A 23,197-nucleotide genomic window follows, 5' to 3' on the forward strand; every position below is an offset into this window, starting at 1 on the left:
TCAAGAATAATATTCCATATTCGACAATAAATATAAAAAAATACAAAAAATCCTAGATAGAAAGAAACACTAAATGATCCCCTGATAGTCAAACTCTTTAAAACTATTAACTTGTATCAAGAGAAGTGGAAATCTCTGATAAAAGCATAGAAGAGGAAAACCCTGCTAGCCCACCCACCACCGTATCCCTAAATGTATACGGATTTGGCCCATTTAAGTTAAGGGGCTTTCTCGGACGTAAAGGTACGATATTAGTTAGTTTGATTGTTGTTTTCGCAGCTCTTCCCTTGCCTACTACTTCTTTTGAAATAAGGTGTTCACTTTCTAATAGTTGGATAACCTCTTTAAATGAAGAGTAAGGAATGTTTAATGATTTAGCTAGTTCTCTCTGGGAACCAGTAATTTCCCCTTTTGACTTTTTAAGGAAAGATAGAATATCACTCTTCCATTCTTCTAAATGGCTGTATTTCCGTTCACTTCTCGGTTTTGCTCCCACAAATGGACGATAGGTAAAAGGCATTCCAGATAATTGTCTAATCCAGTATGCACTTGGCCCATTAGGAGATCTAAGTTTAAAAGCACTTCGGATTTTGCGCTTAATATCTATTTGAGGTAAAGGTGGTTCATTATTAGCATTAGCCATATGTAAGCGTTGTTCGGCTTCACCTTGAGTTAATCCACTAGCTTTATAGGCAAGTGCAAGAGTATAACAAGTTTGATCTCTTTGACCTTTGCTAACACCTTTCTCAAGTTGAATAATTGCCGGATGGAAAAGTAAAGAGTTTGATTGTACAGAAAGTCGTTTGCGTTCTTCAACTTCATATTCTGTTTGAATGTAAAGCCAGTCAGATAAATCACTAAAAGAAGTTCGAGTATCAGTACGGTATACGATGTTGGCTTCATTTGGAATACGAAACCAGCGTTCAGCTCCAATAGCTTGCGGATCTCCACCAATTTCTTTAGCTATTTCTTGCTGAATTCTTTCAAATAGGTTTACCACTTTAGGTAGGGCGCGTTTAGGCGTATTAAAATAAAAATAAACATGATACCCCCCTGAAGGTGTCTTCACAACTAAAGAAGGCATAGGTAGACCTGCATCTTCAATCCTTTCCAGAAGGTCAGGAAGATAGATACGTTCATATGTCCCATTCTTCATATCTATATCAATGACTACAGCATTTAGCCATCGTAATGTGCCTGAATTTCGCTTATCATTTCGGTAAAATGTGTTTGGCGTAAAATATGTAAATTTATCTTTAACGGAAAATAGCGTTTGATAAGTACGAACAGCTTTTTGAGTAATGAAGTCATTCGTGACGAATACCCATCCACGTTCTGAGTCATAACCTTCATGAGTTTTTTGAAGCATTTTTTTAGGCTTATCAGATAGTTGTTCTTGAAATAAATCTCTATAAGCTTCCATGCATGTTCCTCCTTTTTAGAGCAACAAAAAAGGCGTTGCTCGTTATTTGAGTAACGAACAACACCTAGCATAGAAACAGCTATTAAAGACACAAGATAACAAATAAAAACGAAAAGATTATCGTATATAATGAGAAAAAACCCTTTACACATCTTAAAAAAGATTGTATTATATACATAGTAATTTAATTTTTGTTATCTTGTAGCGAGGTGCTGTCCAGGCTTTGTCGCTACTCTCGAATTATCCGGTGTTGCAAGCACCGGATAATTCTTTTTTTATGATTAAAAGAATCAATTATATTAAATTGTTGTTTGTGAAAAACACTTTTCTATATTTCTGCTATTTTATTCCTAGTAATATTTTACCTGTATACAAGGATACTCTATTTTTTGTCGAATTGCAATGAAGATTTGAAAAAAATGTCGTTGTAGTAAAGACTATCATATTATTCTATTTAATTCTATTTAAATATAAAAGATAGGCGTTTTTCCTTACTATTATAGGTTAGCTTTGCAGGAAACGTTTTACCTGTCTTTTGTGACATAAAACCATCTAACTTATCAGTTACATTTTTATCGAGTAATTTCTTAATTTGTTGAACAGGGATCTTCTTTTCACAAAAAATAGGATTTAGTAAAAAGTCACATGTCTTCTTATAATTCTCACACAGATAATAGGATTTTCCGATTAAGACATTTGCTTTGCAGATCGGACATTTTCCAATATAACGATCTTCCTTAGACGGAAATTGAAAAGCCAATGAATAGTCTTCTTTCAGAATAATTGCAGCTGTAAACTCTCCCTTTTCCCCTTCAAAACCAGATATAAAATCCGTTTGTTTTTGAGATAAAAGCTTCTTTATCTGTGATGTAGGTAAAGACTTCCCTTTTATCTTTACAGGTAACGTAAACTCACAACCATCTTTGTACCGAGAACACCCATAAAAAGATAGCTTGTTCTTTATCACATACCCTTCTTTACACTTAGGACATTGACCTATTGCTTGTTCCTCTAATGTTAAAAACCTAAATTGGAGTTTCCCTTCGTGATAGACAATAAATGCATCAAAGGTTTTTCCTTCCTCTGTTTTAAAATCCTTAATCAGTTCCGTACTGCCTTCTTTTAGTAATCTCTGAATTTGCTTTCCTGGTATATGTTTTCCCTTGATAGACTTAGGAAAGGTAACATTACAGGTTGGAAATTGGTCACAACCATAAAAAGCCTTCTTATCAATGATCGTGCCTCCACAAGTACATGTAGCTATATGAAGGTCCTTATTACGAGACACAATGATTTGATTCATCGTTGTTTCTGGAATAGCTCTCATTTGCTCAACTATTGAACATGCAAAGCGATTTGTTAATTCGGTCATTTCTTCAAAGGTTTTTTGGCCATTTTGAATTTGCTGTATGTTATATTCCATTTCAGCTGTAAAGGAAGGATCTTTAATTTCGTTTACAGGGAAAGAGTCTATAAATGTTGCACCCAATGACGTAGTTTTTATATTTCTTTTTTCAAGGATAATGTAACCTCTTTGAAGAAGCTTAGGAATAAAAGTTTCTACAGTTGCAGGGGTTCCTATACGTTTTCCCTTCATTAACTCCTTTAATTCCTGGTCCTCAATTAGATTTCTTCCAGCAGATTCCATGAATTTAAGAATACTACCCTCTGTATGGTAAGATGGCTTTGTAGTTTCTCCTTCTTTTAGAAAGATCCTATTGATAGGCAGAATCTGTCCTTCATGTAGTTCAGGAATGGAGAAAGAATCTTTTTTACCTTCCTCTATTTCTTCGTTAGATAAGACAGATAAGAATCCTTTTTCTTTTAATACGTTTTCCTTACTGATAAATTCATTTTCTTCAGCATCAACCAAGACTACTTCTCTGACGGAATAAATAGCCGGTTTCATCCAATTTGCAATAAAGCGTTCTACAATTAAATTATATATAGCTACTTCAATATCGGGTTTGTCTTGTGGTAAAGGTTTTTTAGTAGGAATAATTGCATAGTGCGCTGTAACCAATTCATCATTAAAGGAACGGTGATTCTTGGTTACGTTTTGCATTTCAAGGGCATTGGCTATATTAGAAAAAGTGGATGTTTCCTTTAATGCTTGTATAACAGTTTGAACAGACTCTACCATTGAAGAAGGCAAGTGTCTGGAATCTGTTCTTGGGTAAGAGATATATCCTTCTTCATACAGCGTTTGAATGGCTTTTTTCGCTTTTGGAGAAGGAACATTTAGCTTTTTGATACAATCTTGATAAAGGTCTGTTAAATTATATAAATTCGGTGCGTGTTTTTTGGATTCTTTATTACCGAAGGACGTAACAGTTAAAGAAGAGTCCTTTAACCTTTCCATTAAGGATTTTAATGGGCGAGGATCTAAAACCTGGCCTTCTGTCTTATAACTAGTCAAGAAGCCTGTATCTACCATCAATGTATATAGCGTTTGAGGTCTATATTGTTCTACTGATAATTCTCTTCTTCGAATCTCGTTCAGTAAACATAGTTGAATCCTTCCACCAGACAATAAAAACTGTTTATTTGCTAGTTTAACAGTAGATGCACGAGTAATTGTATCTCCTAGTAAGTGATCCAGGTATTGTCTTAATTTGCCCGCAGCTGCTAACGTGTCAAAATCTTCTCCTTTTTCCAACTTATTCAGTGATGCTTCAACTTCACTAGACTCATAGTTAGATAGCAACAGTCTAAGGATTGGTTTGGTACACCCAGAATACTCATAAATTTCTCGGAATATTATTTCACCTTCTTTATCAATGTCACAAGCGTTAACCACCACTTCTATATCACTACGGTTCAACAGGCGAACAATGGTATCAAGTTGTGCTTGTAATTCATGCTTAGGCTTATAGCGCAATGGAAATATATTTGGTAGAACGTCAAAAGAAAAGTCTTTTCTATCTGGATCATGGTCTTCAGGATTAAAGAGCTCTAACAAATGTCCTACAGCCCATGTATGAACATATTTCTCATTCTCGTAATATCCTATAAAGGGTTCATTACCTTCATTCTTTTTGCTATTTTTGAATCTAGGCGATTTTAACAACTCTCTAGTAACTTTTGGCTTTTCGGAAATAAAAAGGATTTTCCCCAATATTGTTTACCTCCTGTAAAAAAAACACCTCTTACGAAGTGATTATAGTTTGAACGCGTCATATCAATCAAAAATGCGACTTAATTTTCCAATTCGTAAATCGCCTTTCTAACCTTTATCCATTGTTCTTGAAAATATGTTGTCCTTTCCTTATTTTCAGTTGCTCCACTTTCAAAATACTTTTTTTCCTCTTCAAATTGATTTTTTAATTTAATTTCTAATTCCCTTAGATCATATAGAACAGAACCGATAGCCATAGTAGCTTGAATTTTGTTCAATTCACCCATTCCCTTCTCTACGTCGTTTAATACGTCAATTACGAAATAATCCAATAAATGGCACTCTTAATTCTTCCCCCTCATTTAATTCGTGAGGATTTTTCCATTTTAAATTAATCAGTACCAAAAACCTCCACAGAAATCCTATATTGTAGTATCTTTTCGATATGCTATATAGAGAATCACCTTTTCTAACAACATAATTTTTCATAAATTCAAAGTTCCTTTCAGACTATTGGTGTTATTGCATAAATGTGTCTTATATGACATTAGTTCCTTTCAGTTCCTTAATAATCGTCTCTACAACCTGGCGCACCTTTTTATGAAAACCAACTTCTCCAAAACGTGTATTTTTTTCAATTTGTTCGTATAAATCCTTAGTTAAATCTAATGTAATGTTAAAACTGTAATTAACAGGGGATATATGTAATCGTTGTTTTTCATCATCAATAACTACGTAAACTTCATCAAAATCGGTTATAAGAAATTCAAATAACATTGCTTTCATTTTCTTTTTCCATTCTCCTTCTTACAATCTTCTCAAAATGCTGTGTTTTGTTATAATTTAAATCAAAAAGAGGTGACTATAATTGGCTGGAAGTAAAATTACAGTTACTCCTTTGGTAGATTTGAATACTATTGAGGATATCGAATTAAGAGCCTTGGCTTTTTACATATTAGGTAATCCTAATGAAATTTTCAAACTCCAATCAGAGGATGAAGAATTATTTAAAAAAGTCTTAGAATTAATAAGTATCAAGAAAGAATTTTTATAAGAAGGAGTATTAAGCTTCTTCTTTTCTAATTGTAGAACTATTATCGTTAAGACGGTATTAAATAAATTGTTAAACGCTGTTTTAAGATTCCCCGTTCATAGTAAAACGATAAAAGATGTTTTACATATTTCCACGTACCTGAATCTTGAAATTCAAGAACTTCGTTAGATGCTGCTAATATACCTGTAACATCGTTTGTATCAAATTCAAGGAGTATTCTTCCTTCCAAAGACTCATACCTAACGTTGAAAACACTCATATTTACACCTCAATATAAAGTTATGGTTTATTTGCCTTAGTTTCTATACTAGCAATAAGACTACCGAGAGAGTCTTTCGTATACATAATTTTGAATCCAGGAAATGCTCATTGAATCCAAAATAAAACACGCCTCGTACTCTTTAAAGGGTTTAGCTTCACGAACAATTTTCTTCATTTCTTCATGAGAATTATCATGATGACAGTACAAATCATTTATATCAGTAGATGTAGGCATTTGTAATATATACGCCTCAATCCCTACTTCTTCTAATAAATATCCAGTATGAATTGCTCCTTTTTGTCCACCTTCCGATAAGTCGCCTGTATCGTACCCAATATAAATCTTCTTATAGCCCTTAGATTTTAAAACTCTTGCATGTCGAAGAGAAAATTTTTCAGTTCCACCGATAGCAACAACGTTTTTATTATTATGGGTCAATATTGTAAGAGCGTTAATCTTTGATTCTACAATTAAAAGTGGTGAGCTAGGTTTGCAATTATCCAAATTGTAAATAAAGAAATCTCCAAATAAATACAAATGCTTAAGCTTGCCATCTTTTACATATCTACCATACAGATCTATTACACGCCCATTATGAAAAATAGGAATGATAACACAATCAAAAAAATAATCCATTAAGTTATTGTTTTTACGCTTTCGAATAAGACCGACTTCAAGGAGTTCTTCATCACTAAAAGAAAGGTCGTTTAAATGGTGTTTTAATCCTTTTCCACCTTTTGCAAAACCTATCATATTTTCTTTAATTACACTTTCAGAAATACCACGATTAACTAGATAGTTAGATTCGAACTGAGAATAATATTTCGCTGCATGATAAAGCATCTTTTCTTTGCGTGATATTTCCTTAGATTGCCCTTGTGGAAGCTCTACTTTACCTATTTGTGCAAATTTACTAACAGCTTCTAAGAATGGTACATTATCAAGCAATTGAATAAATTGGATCGGATTACCTGACCAGTCACACACAAAACATCTTGCTACATTTCTGTGAGTATTAATTTTAAAATGTTCTTGATCTTTTCCGCATTTAGGGCAGTTAGATCCTCTGCTTTTACCAAAGCCTTTTACTGGAAATCCATAGAAAGTTAATACAGTTTCAAACGGTATTTTTTGCATTAATTCATCAATTAACTTAGGTGGGTAATAATTCGCCATAGTAACCTCACTTTACACTCTGTTGAGTATAATCTATAATAAAAGCAAGAGATCTCTAAGAGATTTTCTTAACCTCTACAAAGTCGGCCTAGTGTCGGCTTTTTTATTTTTTACGCTATTTCTCGGAATCATAAATTTGTACTTTCTCAAAAAATACACAATACAAACAAACAATAGTAATCCAGAGATATTCATTAAGATAAAATTTGGATCTACCATATGAAGGAGATTAATCCCTAAAGAGATCAACTCGTTTTCCAACTCATGTACTTTTGCCTCTATCTCACTACCTGGTTTGGCCATTTTTTTCATGAACAGATACATTAAAAAGATAAAAAAATAGGGTAAAAGTGTGAAGCCTAAATAGGCAAAGATTAGAACTTTCCCAACTTTCCACATCATTATTCACTTCCTTTCTTCTTATCTAAGAACCACTCCTTGAACACATCAAAGTCTTGTTTTTCAGCTAATATAAGCTTAGGATATTTTTTTACAGGTATATACTTTTTCTTAGTGCTATTCTTGACCTTTTCAACATCTACTGGGTCATTAATATCATAAATATGAGCATGGATAGCTTGCGGAGATATTCCTAATTCTAGAGCCATTTCCCCTGTAGTGATATGTTGAACATGGTGAACATACCCTAGTTCAAGACTCTTAATTACACGGTGGATCAATGTCTCTTTTTGATTAAAGAAATCCAATACAAATAAAACGGCTGAAGCTTTCTTATTAATTTTACCAATATCAAAAGGTGCTGCGTTATAAAATATCTTTAATAATTCAACTACATCCTGTTCAAACTGTTGATCCATATACGTTTTCATTTTAACAAGATTATCCAAAATAGAAGATTTTATATTTATTGCATTTCCTAACACTTCATTTTGAGTAACCAATTTCATATTCATAGATATACAACCTCCAAAAAAAATTTAACTTAACCTCTAACTAAATTATATAGTATACATGTATACATGTCAAGTATAATAAAAAAGAATGCGTGGGATCTAGGAAAAAACTTTACGTGTATAAACACCCTCATTCTTTTCGAATAAAATGATTATGAAATTATTGGGTTGATACAGAGAAAGAGAAAAGGTTGATTTGTAAGTGAAAACGACATAAAATATTGATTAGGCTATGCTCGTAGCTAGTTCTATTAAGGCTGCATCCTTCTGACCAAGGGTGTAGCTTTTTTCATTACTTAATTATTATAATTTTTCTACTAATGTCTCAAAAACAGTTCTGATTAATTCATATTCAAATTGGCTACTTTCAACAATAAATAAAGCTATAGCCAATTCAAGTGTTTCCCCTAAACGTTCTTTTGAATAATCTTTCACAAATTGTTGATAGGAAGGTAAGATCCTTAAGGGTTTTATGGGTCTTGTATTCTCTAGAGTTTTATATTTTTCAGATATTATATTAGTTAAAGTCTGAATCCTGGGATCATTAAATGTCATACGCAAATCTTGAATAGGTATACTTTTATCTTTTAAGTGATCTAACATCTTTTCAGCAAGAATATTTTTATTGTATTCTGGAAGATCTTTTAACTTCTCTATATCCACTTGTTTTCCAGATTGTATTATAGTTAATAAAAGTTCTGTCTTCTCTTTTCCATATATATTTGCACACGCTTCAAATGCAATATCATACATAACATCAATTCTATATGCTTTAGGTTGAAAATGACTTCTCTTAGTTTCGTTTATCTCCATATTGTCTCTCTCTTTTTTCATGATTTAACAACCTCTCTTTTAATCTCAGACACCCCTTACGTATCTTATTTAGTTTACCATAAATTTGTGTACATGTTTACATCAAGAAGGGAAAAAATTATAAAAAGTAATAAAAAAGTATAATTCACCACATCCTCGAACTTATCTTTACAGAATATTTCAATTTTTGCATTTAAAAGTCCTTCTTAATCAGTTTTACTTTTTTAGGAAACTTATATTCACTATTATCCAGATAGAAAACACATAATTGGTATTCGCTTGAAAGATATGTAAAAAAGGGGTTTCTATTATGCGGATAGTATTAACTCTAAACCAGAATAGATATTACATAAAGAGACTTTATTATTAAAATGATTCGGTACACGAATTAAAAATAAGACTATTCGCACTAGGACAAAATACCTAGTTAAGATTTTTTAATGTTGCTTCATACTCTTTTACTTTTTTATAAAAAGTCGCCTTCTTCATATCCACCATAGCCATGAACTCTATGGACATAATACTACCTTCTTTCCATTGTTTATAAAGACTTTCCCAATGTTTAGGAAGTTCGAGTATCGGTCTACCAAGATGTTTTCCCTTTCCCTTTGCGGACTTAATCCCTTCCTTTTGACGTTGTTTAATAAGGTCTCTTTCCTGCTGGGCCAAAGTAGTATAAACCTCAATAAGAATATTATTGACCATATCTAGAATCCAATCTTCTTCTGGGGGTCTATTTTGCATAGTTGTAGGCATATCAATGATTTTTAACCGAATCCCTTCTTTTTTAAGATACTCAAGATATGCTTTGATCTGTTCTTTATTCCGTCCTAAACGATCAATAGACTTAATATAAAGTGTATCTCCCTCCCTCATTGCTTTAAGTAAGTTTTGAAACCCTTCCCTCTCCATGTCTTTTCCACTAGCTTTGTCACTATATATGAACTTTTCGTCTGTCACATAAGGTAAAAGTGCTTCATACTGCCTGTCTAGTTTTTGTTCTTTTGTTGATACACGAATATAACCAAAACTTATGGATGCCATAAAGCCACTCCTTCATCTTATTGTAGCTTTACTATACACTATACGTGCAAAAAGGTGTAATATTTTAGAGACGTTCAAAAAGGTCTAAAAAACAAATAAATAGACAGGTTTTTCACTTATATTCTCCACGTCTCTAAAGGAGTACCTTTATGTACACTAAAAAAATCAAAATGTTTCTTTCTTACAAAAACCTTTATAATTTAATTTGAGGTGATAACATGGATATTTCTCAGTATAGAGAACATGCTTTTAAGGTAACTGATGATAACAAATTGATAGATGCGTACTTTACAGTCTTCAGACAAAACAAGGACAATCCTGGTGCGTGTCATTTATCTTCATCTATCCTATATATAATTCTTAAAGAATTAGGATATGAAGCAACACTCTGTTTAGGTGAGGTAGAAATAGGTTCACTTCGATTTGATCATTCCTGGGTTGAGTTGGATGGGAAAATTTATGACTCAGCTATTTCGTTGGGTTTAGAAAACAGAAAAGTATCAGCCCCTGTCTTTGGAGATTACTTCTTAGATAATTTAGCGAAAATAGAGAATATAATATACGGAACCCAAAATCACACTCTCCCAGACGAACCCACAAAGTTGATATTAAAAAAAGGATTCTCTCATTACATGTCAGCTGCACCTTTACGTCATGGAGTGTGGTTTTTAGTAAAAAGAGCTTGTTCGGATCTTCGTTTACGAGTTAGTATTGAGGACTTGAAGGAGAAATATAAAAACGATCAATGGATTGTGAAAACACCTTACAAAATATAAATAGAAAGTAAAAAAGCATGTTTTATTTAAACATGCTTTTCTATCACTTTATCAAGTATTCTCTTTAAGTTTAGTTAATAAAGTCTCAAGATTGTTTGCAAAAGTTACGTCTTGTTCTGTAATTGGTTTACGTCTTGCATACTTATCTAGAATCATATCTCTAGAACTCTTGAGCAAATTATTCAGCATATCTGCCATCTGATTATCATTGTATTCACTAAAAAAACCTAATAGATGATGAACAAAGGCTTGCTCGCTTTTATTTAACACACTATAAGTATCTGGTTTGGTCATTTGCATTCCGTAAATTACAGCAGAATTAAGAAAGCCCTCTATAGGATCAATAGATTCATCTTTCATTAGTAACTCCTCACTTTCCTGGACGACATTGTACAAAATTAATTTCACAAGGCGTGCACATAAACTTACGTTAGTCTGTACATCTTTTTTTCAAATAAAAAGTAAGTTCAACTATTTTTATTATTCAAGGTCTAAATCTAATTTTGCTAAGAACAGCAGGTTAAATAATGGATGTTTATTGTCATACAAAGCAGGATTTTTATTTAAGTTTTGTTTAAAACAAAGGAATACAGCTAAGTCCCAGCATAGTAGATTTTTATCGTTAATAGGTTCCGGTATATTATGTGTTAAGTCTGCTAGTGTTGATATGATTAGGTTGTTAAAGTGCGATGGGGTGGTTTCCCCTATTCTTCTAATTGTTACTAGAGTTTCATGTAGTACCTTGTTCGCAATAGAAGTTAGCTCAGTTTCAGACTTTTTCATTAGTTTGTTGTGAAAATATTTAAAGTCTAGTTCAGAGCGTTCTTGCATCTTTTTAAAATTATCAATTTCAATCAAAAACTGATCAGAAGCTTTAGATACCCTCGAATTATTCACTATAGACATATTTAATTTAGCAAACATTTTCATACTCCTTTTCCTATAGTAAAGGTTATTTAAAAGGTTAAATGCACTTAAAAACACCCTTTTAGTGATTAAGTTGCTTTTTATCGTATATAGTATACACGTAAACATTCAAATTGTTTCTTTAAGCATGTTTAGGATAAGTATATAATAAGAACAAACGTTCTTATGAAAGAGGTTAAAAAAGTGTCTATAAGAGATAGAGGAATTATAAAATTTATGCCAGCTCTACTTCCCCCTGAACTTAGGTCAATGTTAAAGCAAATTGAGGTAGAACAGAATTATCAAACAAAACCTAGCCTGGATGAACAACAATTAGAACATATTAATCAAATCATTTGTGAAAGTATGGAACATGGGCTTGAAGTTAAAGTTGTCTATTTTGAAAATAACAGAAATAATTTAGCAATCGGAAAAATTCATTTATTTAAAGAGTCAAGTCGGACTATTCGTATAGTAAATAGATTCAGTGATTACTTTGATATTCCTATTGAAGAAGTTGTAGATGTTTTTCTTGTATACGAAGAAGAGGTTTAGGAAATCCCTAACACCTCTTTACTTCTATACTTTAGGCATAGAATGGTCATTTTTCAATAGATACTGAATTTTCTTGTCTAGGTCCTGCTTATTGAAGTAATGAAGCATATAAGCAGCATGGCCATTATGGGGAGCAAACCCCTTTTCTTTAACGTGTTTATACATTTTTTCTCCCCTTGCAATAAAGAAGAACGTTTTCGTTTTTCCAGCATACAACGGGGAAACCAGGTCTTGATCGTCCAGAAAAACTTCCAATACAGGAGATTGCATAATTAATTCATCTTCAGGTAAGCCCAGATACGCCATTAATTCTTCATGCTTAATAGGCATTCTTACTTTATCAAAACTCTCTTCTTTCTTTCTCTTTAAAAAAGAAAACATAACCAACGCCCTTTCTTTAACGCATATGGAAATTACAGTTTTTCAACTCCGGCAATCCCGATTTCACTAATTTCTGCGACAAAATAATTCTCTATCTGGATATCCGTATTAGAAAGAGGAATAAGAGTTTCGGAACTAATGCCTTCTAATGTACTAATACAAGCTTCAATTCTAATATTCTCTATAAGACAAAATTCCTCAGGATGTTGCTCTTGGACTGTTTTTTCAAATTCATCTGCATTATTAAAATCCTTCTCTTTCCCATATGCTCTATCATTATTTTCTGAGAAAACAATGTGTTTTTCGTTCATAACTACCTCCCATGTAAATAATTTAATACACAAAATCTTTCATAAAATTATAGACAAGCGCAACTGTAAAGAAAACCATTGAATAACAAGCCAGTGTCCATCTTGGTGTAAATTTCTCTAACTCTAAGACCTTACTGAATATGGCTATATTCATCCCAAACATAAAGGGATAAAATAAAACCTTATAAATAGTTGTATGGCCGTTTAAATAGAAATACGCAAACACAACCACAAAAAGCAATGATCCCACCAAATACTTTTTATTAATACCACGCCACCCTCTACTAATTAGTTAAAAAAGAATAAACATCTAATACTCTTTACGCTCGAAGTTTATGCTTGTTCATTTTTTGATTTTTCAATAAGCTCATTTAGGGCATCAGTACCATACTCAGCTTCATAATTTCTAAGAGCCTGAATAATCTCTTTTTCCATTATTAACTGTTCTGTATTGTACCCTTTTGAAAAATTAGACATAGTGAGCACCTCCGTAATTAATATCTTTAGTATACATGTATACTAAAGGGAATGCAAGTATATTTAGCTACTAGAAAGGATCTTCAAGAAAAACTCTCCCAGCTGACGATTAAGGAAGCTGGGAGGTGAGAAAAGGCCTTAAATATGGCCCTTCTCCTTTAAAGAAACAAAACGATTATCCCCACATATGATATGGTCTAAAACGTGAATTCCTAATATCTCACCACTCTTAACGAGTCTCTTTGTCACTTCTAGGTCTTCTCTCGATTCTAAGGGGTCTCCTGAAGGATGCTGATGTGAGACGATAATTGAAGCAGCGTTGTTTAATATGGCGCATTGGAAAACCTCTCTTGGAGAAACGATACTAGCATTTAAAGAGCCAATATGTGCGATATGCGCTGCAATCACTTTATTCTTAGTATTTAGTAATAAGACTAAGAATACCTCTCTTGCATAATCCCCGATGAATTTATTAGCAATATGGTAAGCATCTTCTGGGCTACGTATCACTAATCGCTCTGGGTCAAAACCTTTTGTAGTCTTTCTTTTTTCCTGTTTAATAGCTGTGATTTCATAAATTTTTTCTAATGTCATTTTGAAGACCTCCTAGAATTTTCTTAACCTCTCTACAACTATAATTATAATGTATACATGTATACAAGTCAAGTGATTCTAGTAAAATACTCTAGTTTTATTTAAAAAAAGTTTCTTTGAAACAATCACTAAAAGAAGGGGAAAAGTGTTGGTATTTCGGTTTTATTCGCTTTTGAGGTAGGCTTGGCTTGAGGCTCTTCGCGTTCTTAATCGGGATTGAACCGTATTCCCCCCTCATACTAGTTAGTGGAAGGCATATCTCCTTATTCGCTTTTGAGTTTAGGTTGGATGTGCCTTCGCAAAGCGTATAAGAGGGGGGATTAGGGGTAGTCAAGGAATGCAGCGCAGAATTTGCCCTACGGACTCTGGCTATAGTGGAGTTGGTTTTGTAAGGAGTGTTTCTTTACGACGAAACAAAAATAAACGACACTTAGCCTAGAAGCCCGTTGGCCATAATTCGAGAACACCCTTGACTTCCCCGTTCGGTTTATATCCCGTGGCAGGGGTTAGCCTGGCTTCCATATTATTTATGTATTATTATTACTTCCAATCTATTCTAAGAGGTTTAAAGGTTAATAGAAATTTGCACTCGTTCACTCGTTAAGAAATGCAATGGAACAAACAAGATGTTAGGTTGCGTTTTGTGCAGCCTTACAGCTCTGTTGATCGCTTGGATTTTAGAGGGAAGCGACAGGTATGAGCTGTGTCAACATGGCTGTGCCCCTAATAAAAGGATTTTAAAACAAAAAGGAACGAACTACAGTCCATTCCTCAAGGTTTTTATGTTAACATTTTAAGCTTTTCCTTATGATAACAATTTTTATGATGTTTAAGAGACTCTTCAAATGCTTGATTTAAGGTGAAGGAAAGATTTTTACAACGGCTACATCGATGAACCAAAATGGAAGGTTCCGATTTGGTTTCAATATCTTTTTCATCAATCCGGTGAGCAAGAATTAATTCCGAACCAAAGGATTCTTGTTCCCCAATAAATTCCATAACCCCTGTGTAACAAATAGGACAGTGGTGTGATATCAAATGATTAACTCCTTTCAAGTAAGCGTGATTATAAGAAAGAAGCAAGGAGACCTTGCTTCTATTTAGTAATTTCTATGGAAATTAGAGAGTCATATGCGTTCTCATCAATAACCATATTAAAATCTTTTCAGCTGTGTGAAAGTTCCTTAAGCCTCTTATGAAGAGTGAATAAGAAATCAATACTATTTAATATCTTTGGTGTAGTTTCATAGCTTCTAAGACTGTTCCAATAATGTTAATAGATACATCATCTGTTCTTTTAATTCTAATATCACTTGTACTAACGACTCCATTTGAGTAAGTTACCTCAAAATGGAAGATTACCTCTCCATTTACCATAGCAGTTGTTGGTTCTATTAAAATAGGATTCAAGTAATCTCCTTCATAAAGTGTAGGAGTCGTTGGGTTACTAGCTAGTAAAACAGACTCATTTAATGTTGTCCCATCCTTTAACAACGCTTGGAAAGTAACTTTTACTTGTTCAACCGGAACCGGATCTACTACGGCGGAAAGTTTAAACGTTTCCCCTGAGTAGAAGTCATTTGGTGCGTTTCCTAAGTTTCGGTGAATATCCTCCCAATTAGCAGTATGCCCTACGTTTCCTGTAATACTAAGGTCTTGGATAACTAACGTTTTAGATGGGGAGGTATCAGTGGTATTTCCATCTGAAACAGTTTGAACTATCGTCCATTCCCCAATATCCTGTATGTCCGTAAATCGTAGTCGAACATTCCCGTTAGTATCAACTTGGCTGTCTCCGGTCTTATAATTTAAGGTTCTTCCGTCTTTTGTTAGTTTATATTCATAAGACAAGGTATCACCATCAGGGTCTGTAGCAGTTGAACGTATTTCAATGATATCACCAATGTATTTAGGTGAGTCTACCTCAAAACCAGCAGTAGGTGGCTGATTATCAGGCAGCACTTTAACCAATTTAGGTTCTGATTCATCAGATAATCCAAATGGTTGATCCGTAGCTTTTACCTTAAACCACACATCCCCAACAGCATTTAGCTGTCTAGTAGGATGTTCTAGTTGTGAAAACTCAGTCCATGTTGCCTTGTTATCCGTAGAGATATACCAATTGTATTTCAATGGATCTCCATTTGGATCATAAGATTTGTTTTGTAAGGTAACAGTCTCACCAGCAATGATTGTAGTCGGAATTGGGTCAAAGTCTGCAATTGGTGGTTTGTTTACCCCTGTAGCATCCAATAATTTAATGACCGAAGCTTTCTTCTTCTGGAAGTCCTCTACCTCTTGTTTTACCTCGTATACTTTTCTTGCGAGTGGATTAGGAGGTAACCCATTTGTCCAGGTAAACGTACCTTGTTCTCTCCACTGGTAGGACATAGCTTTTATTCCCCCACCGTAACCAATATCAATACTTCTCTTGTCAAGATCATAAGCCTTGTTAGTAATCGTATATTGACCAGTACTAGCATTGATCGTAAATCCAAAATCAGCAATTGGTTTGCGGTGAATATAGATGTACCAATTATCCACTTCTTTAGACCATAATCGGTAAGGGTCAAATTTATTATCATCCCACCATACAGGATTATCTCTAGCAGCATGAATCGTTTGGTAACGTCCTACATTGCTAAACTTTGTTACTGGTGTTCCCAAATTTTGAAGATTAAAGGAAGCTAGTCCCATGTTATTTTCAAATACGCTTGGATTGTGATTATATCTCCAACGTTCTGCAAACTTAGGATCGTTTTCTGCATCTTCATAGTAAGTAAAATATTGAGCTTCATCTTCCAGTGTTAAATAAATCTCATTCTTACCTTGATTTTCTTTCATGGTATTAATAATGTAAGTGCCTAACTGATTCATCGAGGTAGCTAAATTGGTATTGTCAATAAAGGTTCCTCTACTCATGTTTTGCGCTATTACATTATCTATAGAGGTTTTTGCAACAGCTGTCCCTAATCCTGCAAAATATCCATCTGTTAAAAGTAAGCTCTTAATTAAATTTGTTTGTTCACTACTAGTAATAGATTCATTCGTAATAAGTGAAGCAAAAACAGTTCTTTTTGAATTTGGAGTAATATCTGTTTTTAACCGTGTACCACTACTTTGCATATAGAGAGTTCCGTTATAACCATTAGTACCATAAACAATAGTACTTCCATTTAGGTCGAAGTCCATATATGGAGTTCCTTGTCCTAGTAATCTAGTTAATCCAGTACCATCCCAATTAACTCGATATAGACTTGCTTTTGTTTCATTGGTTGGCCCACCCCAGGTACCTCCGTTGGTCCAATTTGTATAATATAAGTAATTATCCTTGGGATTGTTTTTACTAATATCTACAGCATGTTGTAGTGTAGCGACTAATCCTATTGTCAATTGGCTACCACTCTCATTAATGCTATGAATAGTACTTGGATTGAATAGTGAATTGGCTAAAATATATTTTCCATCATATGATATGTTTGCAATCGGGAAAGTAGGAAAATTACTTTCTACACGTAATCCTGAACCATTGTGAGCCATTGAATAAACAACTCTTGTCCCTGAGTATGAAACAGCATCGAAATAAACTCGGTTTGGGGTTACAAGTAATATTTGTGAAAGTGTGTAATAGTTAACCATCTGAGTATTAGCGACTTGAATAGTGTTTCCTGTTTGAACATCAACTTTCCACAAATTACTTAAACTTTCATCTATAGCATAAAAATGTTTTCCGTCAGACGACATTTTGCTACTTTTAAAGAAATATTCACCGTTAGCAGCTGTAATTCGCGTTCCTAAATTTACATCGGTAAGTGACTTTAAATTAATGAAATGAGCAGAAGTTGAATATCCAGTATCAGTTGTATACAACATTTTAGAATAAGTGTAGGATGGGTACATCGTTTTCAATAGTACTGGACTTCTTGCACCAAGTTGATAAGTTCCATCAGGTTTCCTCATTCCAAAATATAGAGAGCGATCATCGTTATAACCTGTATGGTCTTTTACTAAAATACTTCCATCATCTAATGTAGCCACTACAGATTTTTGTTTTAAAACCTCACTATTTGTTGTATAAGGCTCTAAGGCTTGCTTCACTGATATAGTTGCATCTATTTGATTATCGTTAAGTAATGGCTTTAGTATGTTATTTACGTTCGCTTGAACTTCCTCCAAAGAAGAACTACTTTTCCCTACCATTAACTGTAAATCAACCAGTGGTTTAGAAGTCTTTGTCTCAGCTATGATGTAATCTGCCATTTGTTGAACTGCAAGATCTAGGTTGTTGTTATCAAAATATTTACCACCATTAGCACCAGTAATTACTTGATTGAATTGACTTTCATTACTAGGTGTCCCCATCCCGATTAAACTTGCTTCAGCATTAGTTAATTGAGTAATTAGCTTATCCTGTCCATCAAATATACTATTGTTGATTAAAACATAGAAATTTGGGTTTGCTGAAGATTGTACATCATAATTAGGCTCTTTAACTTTAAGTTGTCTATCAATGTAGATTATAGGGTTTCCTCCGCCTATTTTTGAACCATATTTAAAATAGATATCTCCACTAAGGTTGATATTGCGATAGGAATTCCGGTCATTAATATAAGGCGATTCTCCGTATAAAGTAAATAAGTTTTGGAAAGAGGTACCATTCGTTGAATACATCATGTGTATTTCTTTGACAGATGTATATATGCTCGATGCATATTGTATATACATCCTATAGTCATATTTACTTGTATCAAAGTTTACTTTTACAGGATTGGTAGCTGTATCATCAATTAGAAAGGTTTTAACATTTTCCCAATTTTGATAATCATCTTTCGGCTTTCTGTAGTAATCTACATCCAGCATTCCTGATTGTTCTATATAACTATAATGGTTATATCCAGCCATAGAACTTATCTCTTTAAAGGTACCTCCAAAACTAATCCTATACCTATAAGTATTAAAGTCTAAAGATGGAATCTGTTGACTCTCCCAATAATTCGACTGAAAAATATTAACACCATCGTTTGACCAAACGTTCATACCAGTTTTAACACCAGAGTTATAGCGAAATCCGAAATTGGATGCAAATCTAGTCCAGTTCGATGATGATTCCAACGTGTTTACAGGTTTAATATTTAAGTTATACTTAATTTTTTCGTTTTGTAGCTTAGGTTTTAACAGCTCATTTAGTTTGGCTTCCACTTGGTCTTTTGTATAAGTAGTATTTCCTAATGCTACTTGAAGGTCTATGGTTTTTCTCTTAGTCACTTCAGCGATTATGTGATCTGCAAGTTTTTGAATAGCTAGATCAATATTCGTGTTATCGAGGTATAGACCACTACCATTATTTTGAATGACAAAGCTATCTATTTGTTGCTTATTTGTAGCTGTACCTAATCCTGCAAAATTTACTGAACTATCTTTCATCTGACTTAAAAGGTTGGAAGCATTTTGCTCAATTTCTTTTATAGCTGAATTGGAAATTACGGATAAAACATTAAAATCAGCATCGCCAAATGAACCTGTTATTTTAGAAAGCGTATCAGATGGAAAATCGTGTTTTATAAATTTGCCTAATAGAGTATCTTGATAATAAATGCTATTCCCATCATACGAGGGATGCCACTGTCTAATGTTGGTACTATCTGCTATTAATAAATCGGTCTTATTTGTACTAATTTCATAGCGATAGAGTTTCTTATTAGAATTGTCATTTACAAATAAGTACTTTCCGTTACCACTACCAAAGACAGTTGCGTAATTGGTTACTAATTCAAAAGGTAATTTTGATAGGGTGTTTGAAACGAAATCATATTTATATAGTCCTGATTCGCTGTTCCCTCTACCGTAAAGATATAGATTACCTCTTACATAATCATGACCAGATACAGAAAAACTAGTCCTAACAGTCTCGCTTAAATTCATGCTTCCGTTGATAAAATTTTGTATAGAAACCCTTCTAAAATCAGGATAACCAACACTACTATCACCAACCCCATAGAACAAATACCCATTTACTGAAAAATATGTATTTGTGGCCATTTTATATTGATAGTTATTTGGGACAGTAAAATTATTATATTGGGCATCATAAATATAAAGATTATGTTCATCGAAGGCTCTCTGGTCAAAGAACATGTAACGATCGTCTGAAATATACCGCATTGGACCGTTGGTCAGATAGCCAATACCTGTTAATCTGCTTATCGTTCCACCTGTTATCGGCATTGAAAATAAACCATAGTTACCATTTGAATCCCATTGATCTCTATAAAAAATTTTATTTTGAGCAAATTGGAAAAATGCACCGGTAAATGATGATACATTTACTATTTGATTACTCGACGTTATTTTTTGTAATGTCCCACCATTTTTAAAGTAAATATCAGAACCATATTTAGTAAATGTTTCTGGATAACCGATTAATTCCTCTTTAATTGAAGAAATCTTACTAACATTCAATTTCAATTCTATATTTTCTAAATTTAGTTTTTCTTTTAATATACTATTAATCTTGGTAGTAACGGTATTTACATCCAATGTTGTATCTTCAAGTGCTATCTTTAAATCTACTGTTTTCTTTTTGCCTACCTCAAACCCAGCTATAGGTGCAAGATTCTTAACCTCTACAACTTTCTCTGCTATCACCTTATCGTTAGTATCGTCTCGTCTTCGGTCATCAGCAGTAACAAACTCATCAATAGTTGGTTGACCAAATTCTTCAATGACAAGAAGTTCAATTTTATACTTTCCTACTTTAGTAGTATCAAATGAAACCTCTGTTAGATTATTGCTATCAATCGAACTAAATGTTTCATCATCAAAACTTTCGTCATTATCACTATCATATCTATAGGTCCATAAACGTTTAGCAATCACATCATCTGAAGATGTTGATTGATCTGTAACTTTAATAGTCGCTATCGCTCTTTCGTTCTCGGTATTATCACGATAGATAGTTGTAACAGTGGAAAAATCTGCATTTGGATTTAAATCTTCTTGTATAGTAATAGTCCGGGTGTAGGTATCAGATAATCCAGCTGTATTTTCAACATAATGTGTGACTTTATATTGACCTTTAACTTTAAATAGAGATTTAAAGTTTGTAGTTCCTGTAACCTTATATTGATTACCAGTAACAGTTACATTAGTAGCTTGTGACTTTACCAGATCTATCATTTGCCCTTCTAATGGTTCAATAATGTAATATACCTTCTCCCATACGATAGGAAAATATTGAGGGCTAGTGCTAGTAGATGCAAGCGTAACTTCCCGATTTTCCTTTAATGTTCCTCCTATTGAGAGGTCTGCACTTGGTGTAGGTGGAAGAATACGTATAGTCTTGCTATCACTTGCTGAGGCTCCTTTATCGTCTGTTACACTAACATCTACGGATTCAGTACCCTCTTCTAACGAGTACATTCCACATGAACTTGGGCCTGTAAGTGTCCCCTCTAAAGTCGTTGACCAATAATAAGCATCAATTGTTCCATCAGGGTCACTTGCAGCTGCCGAAATACAAAATGGATCTCCGGCCTTTACCTCACTTGGTGCATTAATTGTAACTGTAGGAGGTAAGTTTGGGTCGGGTTCAGGTTCCGGCTCTGGTTCGGGTGGTGGTATTTCTCCAACATATAACGTAGCCTCAGCTGATAACCCTTTATAAGTTACTGTAACCTTAGTTGAGCCTTTGGCTTTCCCTTTAATCCTTCCTTTTGTTACGACACTACCAATTAATGTATCAGATACAGTCCAAGTAGAATAAGTTGATCCTGTAATCTCAGTTTCTACTCCATTTTCTTTATAGTAAGCTTTGAAACTATATTCTTCCCCTACGTTAATAGAAGCTGTAGTTGGATCAATTCGTAAAGAGGGAGTATTTATTGGTTCGTACTTAAAATCGTATTTATAAGCAATAGTTGATCCAGGACCCCCTAGGTTGTCCCCACCAGTACGTCTCACTTGTGCAGCTCTAAAGATATAAAAGGGACCCTCTTGCCCTAACCAAGACTGTTCAGTCTTGTGGTATTTCCAATCTTCAAATGCTATTTGTTGTGCCCATTTATTTTCATCTAATTCATCTTGGAAAGTATGAGGGTGACATTCACCTGCACCCGCACGACCTTCTCCGTCTGCAAGCCGACAATCTTCAATAGATACTGGATAATGCCTTGGTACGTATACAGGATATCTTAAAATGGAATGAATTTGATAACCTGAAGGTGGTGTAAAACCGGTTGGACTATCGTAACCCACGGCAATCTGTTGATTAGCCGTTCTTGCCGAATGCCAATTTGCTCTATTATCATTAACAGACTTTAAAAGATAAACTCCTCCATCTAATTGACCTGCCCATAGGATATCAGCTCCGTCTACATGAGGATGTAATGCTGATTCAGGACCTCCCAAGTAAGACATAGGTGCAGCTTGAGTACTGCTTGTTGGTATTAATGCTAGCAATGAAATAATTAAAACGAGAAGAAAACTTATAATTTTCCGTTTTTTTCTACTCATAAATATGTCGTAGCAACTCCATTTTGTATTTATTTGGCGATTCATACTTCACTTTTGGATCTTTTGTAATAAAGTGACCTGCACCTACACCGTATTCACCACCATGTTTAGAACTGTAGCTATAAATTCGGTATTGCTCTTTTGGATTTAAATTACGCACCTTCACTACTTGCCCATCTTGTTCTTTCCATAAGGTTGTTTTTTCAAGGATAGTTAATCTTCCAATTTGTCCAGCTTTTAATTCTGCTTTATCCCAACGGATCATATCAAGCAATGGGAAATAGCGTTCTAGTTCTTTAATTACTTTGTCTTTCACGTTTACATTAGGATAGAAATAGGCTTTTAATTTAAAGTAACCTGGTTGTGCATTAGTTAAGTAAAAAAAATATTCTCCATCAACGTCATAAACTTTATCTAAATAATTCACTCCACCAATGAAATAGTTATCTCCTTTTCCAGTGGGGGCTTTTCCGAAAGAGAAAAGAGTATCATCATTAAAGAAATTATTAAATGACCCAATTTGTTTTTCAGCCCCCGGTTCTTCAGGACCTTTGGTTATATAAAAATCTAATGCATATTCTTCCATTAGATGATTTGCCCATTGTTTATTCTCGTGACTACCGTTTTCAATTTTAAATACTAAGGTCCCTTTTCTTGCCCCTACATCAACCAAAAATCCTGTAACGCCTGGGCCTCCACGAACAGGTTCTGTCTCTAAAATTTCAGGTAGAGGCGTAGTTGCGGATGCTGAAACTTTCATTTGTGGTTGCAGAAACGAAGTCCCAAGAATAGTAAATGCTAAACTAATACTGATTAAACTCTTTTTCATTTTATATTCCTCCCAAAGAATTACTTTAGTTTATGTACTATATAGCACAATTT

22 protein-coding genes are annotated in these 23,197 nt (G+C 33.8%); 3 read left to right on the forward strand and 19 right to left on the reverse strand.

The annotated features are described in order from the left end of the window. Nucleotides 1–106: 106 nt before the first annotated feature. The 4 genes from ACFYKX_RS25345 to ACFYKX_RS25365 all read right to left on the reverse strand — a co-directional run bounded on the left by ACFYKX_RS25345 (nucleotide 107) and on the right by ACFYKX_RS25365 (nucleotide 5,327). Nucleotides 107–1,423: a primase C-terminal domain-containing protein gene (locus ACFYKX_RS25345; RefSeq protein WP_389364816.1), complete on the reverse strand. Its 1,317-nt coding sequence runs from the start codon at nucleotides 1,421–1,423 to the stop codon at nucleotides 107–109. A 460-nt stretch (nucleotides 1,424–1,883) separates the two neighbouring features. After that, on the reverse strand, nucleotides 1,884–4,541 hold the full coding sequence (locus ACFYKX_RS25350) for a DNA topoisomerase (RefSeq protein ID WP_389364817.1): 2,658 nt from the start codon (nucleotides 4,539–4,541) through the stop codon (nucleotides 1,884–1,886). Between the two features lie 80 nt (nucleotides 4,542–4,621). Next, nucleotides 4,622–4,873, reverse strand: coding sequence for a hypothetical protein (locus ACFYKX_RS25355; protein ID WP_389364819.1), 252 nt, complete (start codon nucleotides 4,871–4,873; stop codon nucleotides 4,622–4,624). A 205-nt stretch (nucleotides 4,874–5,078) separates the two neighbouring features. Next, a complete protein-coding gene (locus tag ACFYKX_RS25365; protein ID WP_389364823.1) occupies nucleotides 5,079–5,327 on the reverse strand; it encodes a hypothetical protein in 249 nt (82 codons plus the stop codon). An 82-nt stretch (nucleotides 5,328–5,409) separates the two neighbouring features. On the opposite strand from ACFYKX_RS25365, the gene ACFYKX_RS25370 reads away from it, so the two are divergent. Beyond that, complete coding sequence (locus tag ACFYKX_RS25370) at nucleotides 5,410–5,595, forward strand: hypothetical protein (protein WP_389364825.1); 186 nt, start codon at nucleotides 5,410–5,412, stop codon at nucleotides 5,593–5,595. A gap of 46 nt (nucleotides 5,596–5,641) precedes the next feature. Here ACFYKX_RS25370 and ACFYKX_RS25375 read toward each other — a convergent pair whose 3' ends face one another. From ACFYKX_RS25375 to ACFYKX_RS25400, 6 genes are all read right to left on the reverse strand, one after another. Continuing rightward, on the reverse strand, nucleotides 5,642–5,854 hold the full coding sequence (locus tag ACFYKX_RS25375; protein WP_389364827.1) for a hypothetical protein: 213 nt from the start codon (nucleotides 5,852–5,854) through the stop codon (nucleotides 5,642–5,644). Nucleotides 5,855–5,914: 60 nt separating this feature from the next. Further along, nucleotides 5,915–7,033, reverse strand: coding sequence for a CHC2 zinc finger domain-containing protein (locus ACFYKX_RS25380; RefSeq protein ID WP_389364829.1), 1,119 nt, complete (start codon nucleotides 7,031–7,033; stop codon nucleotides 5,915–5,917). Between the two features lie 75 nt (nucleotides 7,034–7,108). Next, nucleotides 7,109–7,435 (reverse strand): hypothetical protein, encoded by a 327-nt coding sequence (locus tag ACFYKX_RS25385; RefSeq protein WP_389364831.1) that lies wholly within the window; start codon nucleotides 7,433–7,435, stop codon nucleotides 7,109–7,111. Next, a complete protein-coding gene (locus tag ACFYKX_RS25390; RefSeq protein ID WP_389364833.1) occupies nucleotides 7,435–7,947 on the reverse strand; it encodes a hypothetical protein in 513 nt (170 codons plus the stop codon). Before ACFYKX_RS25390 ends, ACFYKX_RS25385 begins: the two co-directional genes overlap by 1 nt. Before the next feature lie 303 nt (nucleotides 7,948–8,250). After that, nucleotides 8,251–8,781: a hypothetical protein gene (locus ACFYKX_RS25395; protein WP_389364835.1), complete on the reverse strand. Its 531-nt coding sequence runs from the start codon at nucleotides 8,779–8,781 to the stop codon at nucleotides 8,251–8,253. 402 nt (nucleotides 8,782–9,183) lie between these two features. Then, the gene (locus ACFYKX_RS25400) at nucleotides 9,184–9,804 is read right to left on the reverse strand and encodes a recombinase family protein (RefSeq protein ID WP_389364837.1); all 621 of its coding nucleotides are present in this window, start codon (nucleotides 9,802–9,804) and stop codon (nucleotides 9,184–9,186) included. 218 nt (nucleotides 9,805–10,022) lie between these two features. On the opposite strand from ACFYKX_RS25400, the gene ACFYKX_RS25405 reads away from it, so the two are divergent. Beyond that, entirely contained in the window at nucleotides 10,023–10,580 is a 558-nt protein-coding gene (locus ACFYKX_RS25405) for a hypothetical protein (RefSeq protein WP_389364838.1), read from the forward strand. 51 nt (nucleotides 10,581–10,631) lie between these two features. Here ACFYKX_RS25405 and ACFYKX_RS25410 read toward each other — a convergent pair whose 3' ends face one another. Next, nucleotides 10,632–10,940 (reverse strand): hypothetical protein, encoded by a 309-nt coding sequence (locus ACFYKX_RS25410; RefSeq protein ID WP_389364840.1) that lies wholly within the window; start codon nucleotides 10,938–10,940, stop codon nucleotides 10,632–10,634. A 120-nt stretch (nucleotides 10,941–11,060) separates the two neighbouring features. After that, nucleotides 11,061–11,504 (reverse strand): hypothetical protein, encoded by a 444-nt coding sequence (locus ACFYKX_RS25415; RefSeq protein ID WP_389364842.1) that lies wholly within the window; start codon nucleotides 11,502–11,504, stop codon nucleotides 11,061–11,063. Nucleotides 11,505–11,690: 186 nt separating this feature from the next. On the opposite strand from ACFYKX_RS25415, the gene ACFYKX_RS25420 reads away from it, so the two are divergent. Then, nucleotides 11,691–12,041, forward strand: a complete 351-nt coding sequence (locus ACFYKX_RS25420) for a YolD-like family protein (RefSeq protein WP_389364844.1) — start codon at nucleotides 11,691–11,693, stop codon at nucleotides 12,039–12,041. Nucleotides 12,042–12,065: 24 nt separating this feature from the next. Here ACFYKX_RS25420 and ACFYKX_RS25425 read toward each other — a convergent pair whose 3' ends face one another. The 7 genes from ACFYKX_RS25425 to ACFYKX_RS25455 all read right to left on the reverse strand — a co-directional run bounded on the left by ACFYKX_RS25425 (nucleotide 12,066) and on the right by ACFYKX_RS25455 (nucleotide 23,144). Continuing rightward, nucleotides 12,066–12,422, reverse strand: coding sequence for a hypothetical protein (locus ACFYKX_RS25425; protein WP_389364846.1), 357 nt, complete (start codon nucleotides 12,420–12,422; stop codon nucleotides 12,066–12,068). 32 nt (nucleotides 12,423–12,454) lie between these two features. Then, nucleotides 12,455–12,733, reverse strand: coding sequence for a hypothetical protein (locus tag ACFYKX_RS25430; RefSeq protein WP_389364848.1), 279 nt, complete (start codon nucleotides 12,731–12,733; stop codon nucleotides 12,455–12,457). Between the two features lie 333 nt (nucleotides 12,734–13,066). Beyond that, nucleotides 13,067–13,210 carry a hypothetical protein gene (locus tag ACFYKX_RS25435; RefSeq protein WP_389364850.1) on the reverse strand — a complete coding sequence of 48 codons (144 nt, stop codon included), beginning with the start codon at nucleotides 13,208–13,210 and terminating at the stop codon, nucleotides 13,067–13,069. A gap of 138 nt (nucleotides 13,211–13,348) precedes the next feature. Continuing rightward, nucleotides 13,349–13,804 (reverse strand): JAB domain-containing protein, encoded by a 456-nt coding sequence (locus ACFYKX_RS25440; protein WP_389364852.1) that lies wholly within the window; start codon nucleotides 13,802–13,804, stop codon nucleotides 13,349–13,351. Nucleotides 13,805–14,584: 780 nt separating this feature from the next. Continuing rightward, entirely contained in the window at nucleotides 14,585–14,842 is a 258-nt protein-coding gene (locus tag ACFYKX_RS25445) for a hypothetical protein (protein WP_389364854.1), read from the reverse strand. 186 nt (nucleotides 14,843–15,028) lie between these two features. Continuing rightward, the gene (locus tag ACFYKX_RS25450) at nucleotides 15,029–22,315 is read right to left on the reverse strand and encodes an Ig-like domain-containing protein (RefSeq protein WP_389364856.1); all 7,287 of its coding nucleotides are present in this window, start codon (nucleotides 22,313–22,315) and stop codon (nucleotides 15,029–15,031) included. Next, nucleotides 22,308–23,144, reverse strand: coding sequence for a hypothetical protein (locus tag ACFYKX_RS25455; RefSeq protein WP_389364857.1), 837 nt, complete (start codon nucleotides 23,142–23,144; stop codon nucleotides 22,308–22,310). The genes ACFYKX_RS25450 and ACFYKX_RS25455 overlap by 8 nt, the downstream gene beginning before the upstream one ends. Nucleotides 23,145–23,197: the final 53 nt, after the last annotated feature.

The organism is Cytobacillus spartinae (assembly GCF_042865285.1).
Lineage (GTDB): Bacteria > Bacillota > Bacilli > Bacillales > Cytobacillaceae > Robertmurraya_A > Robertmurraya_A spartinae.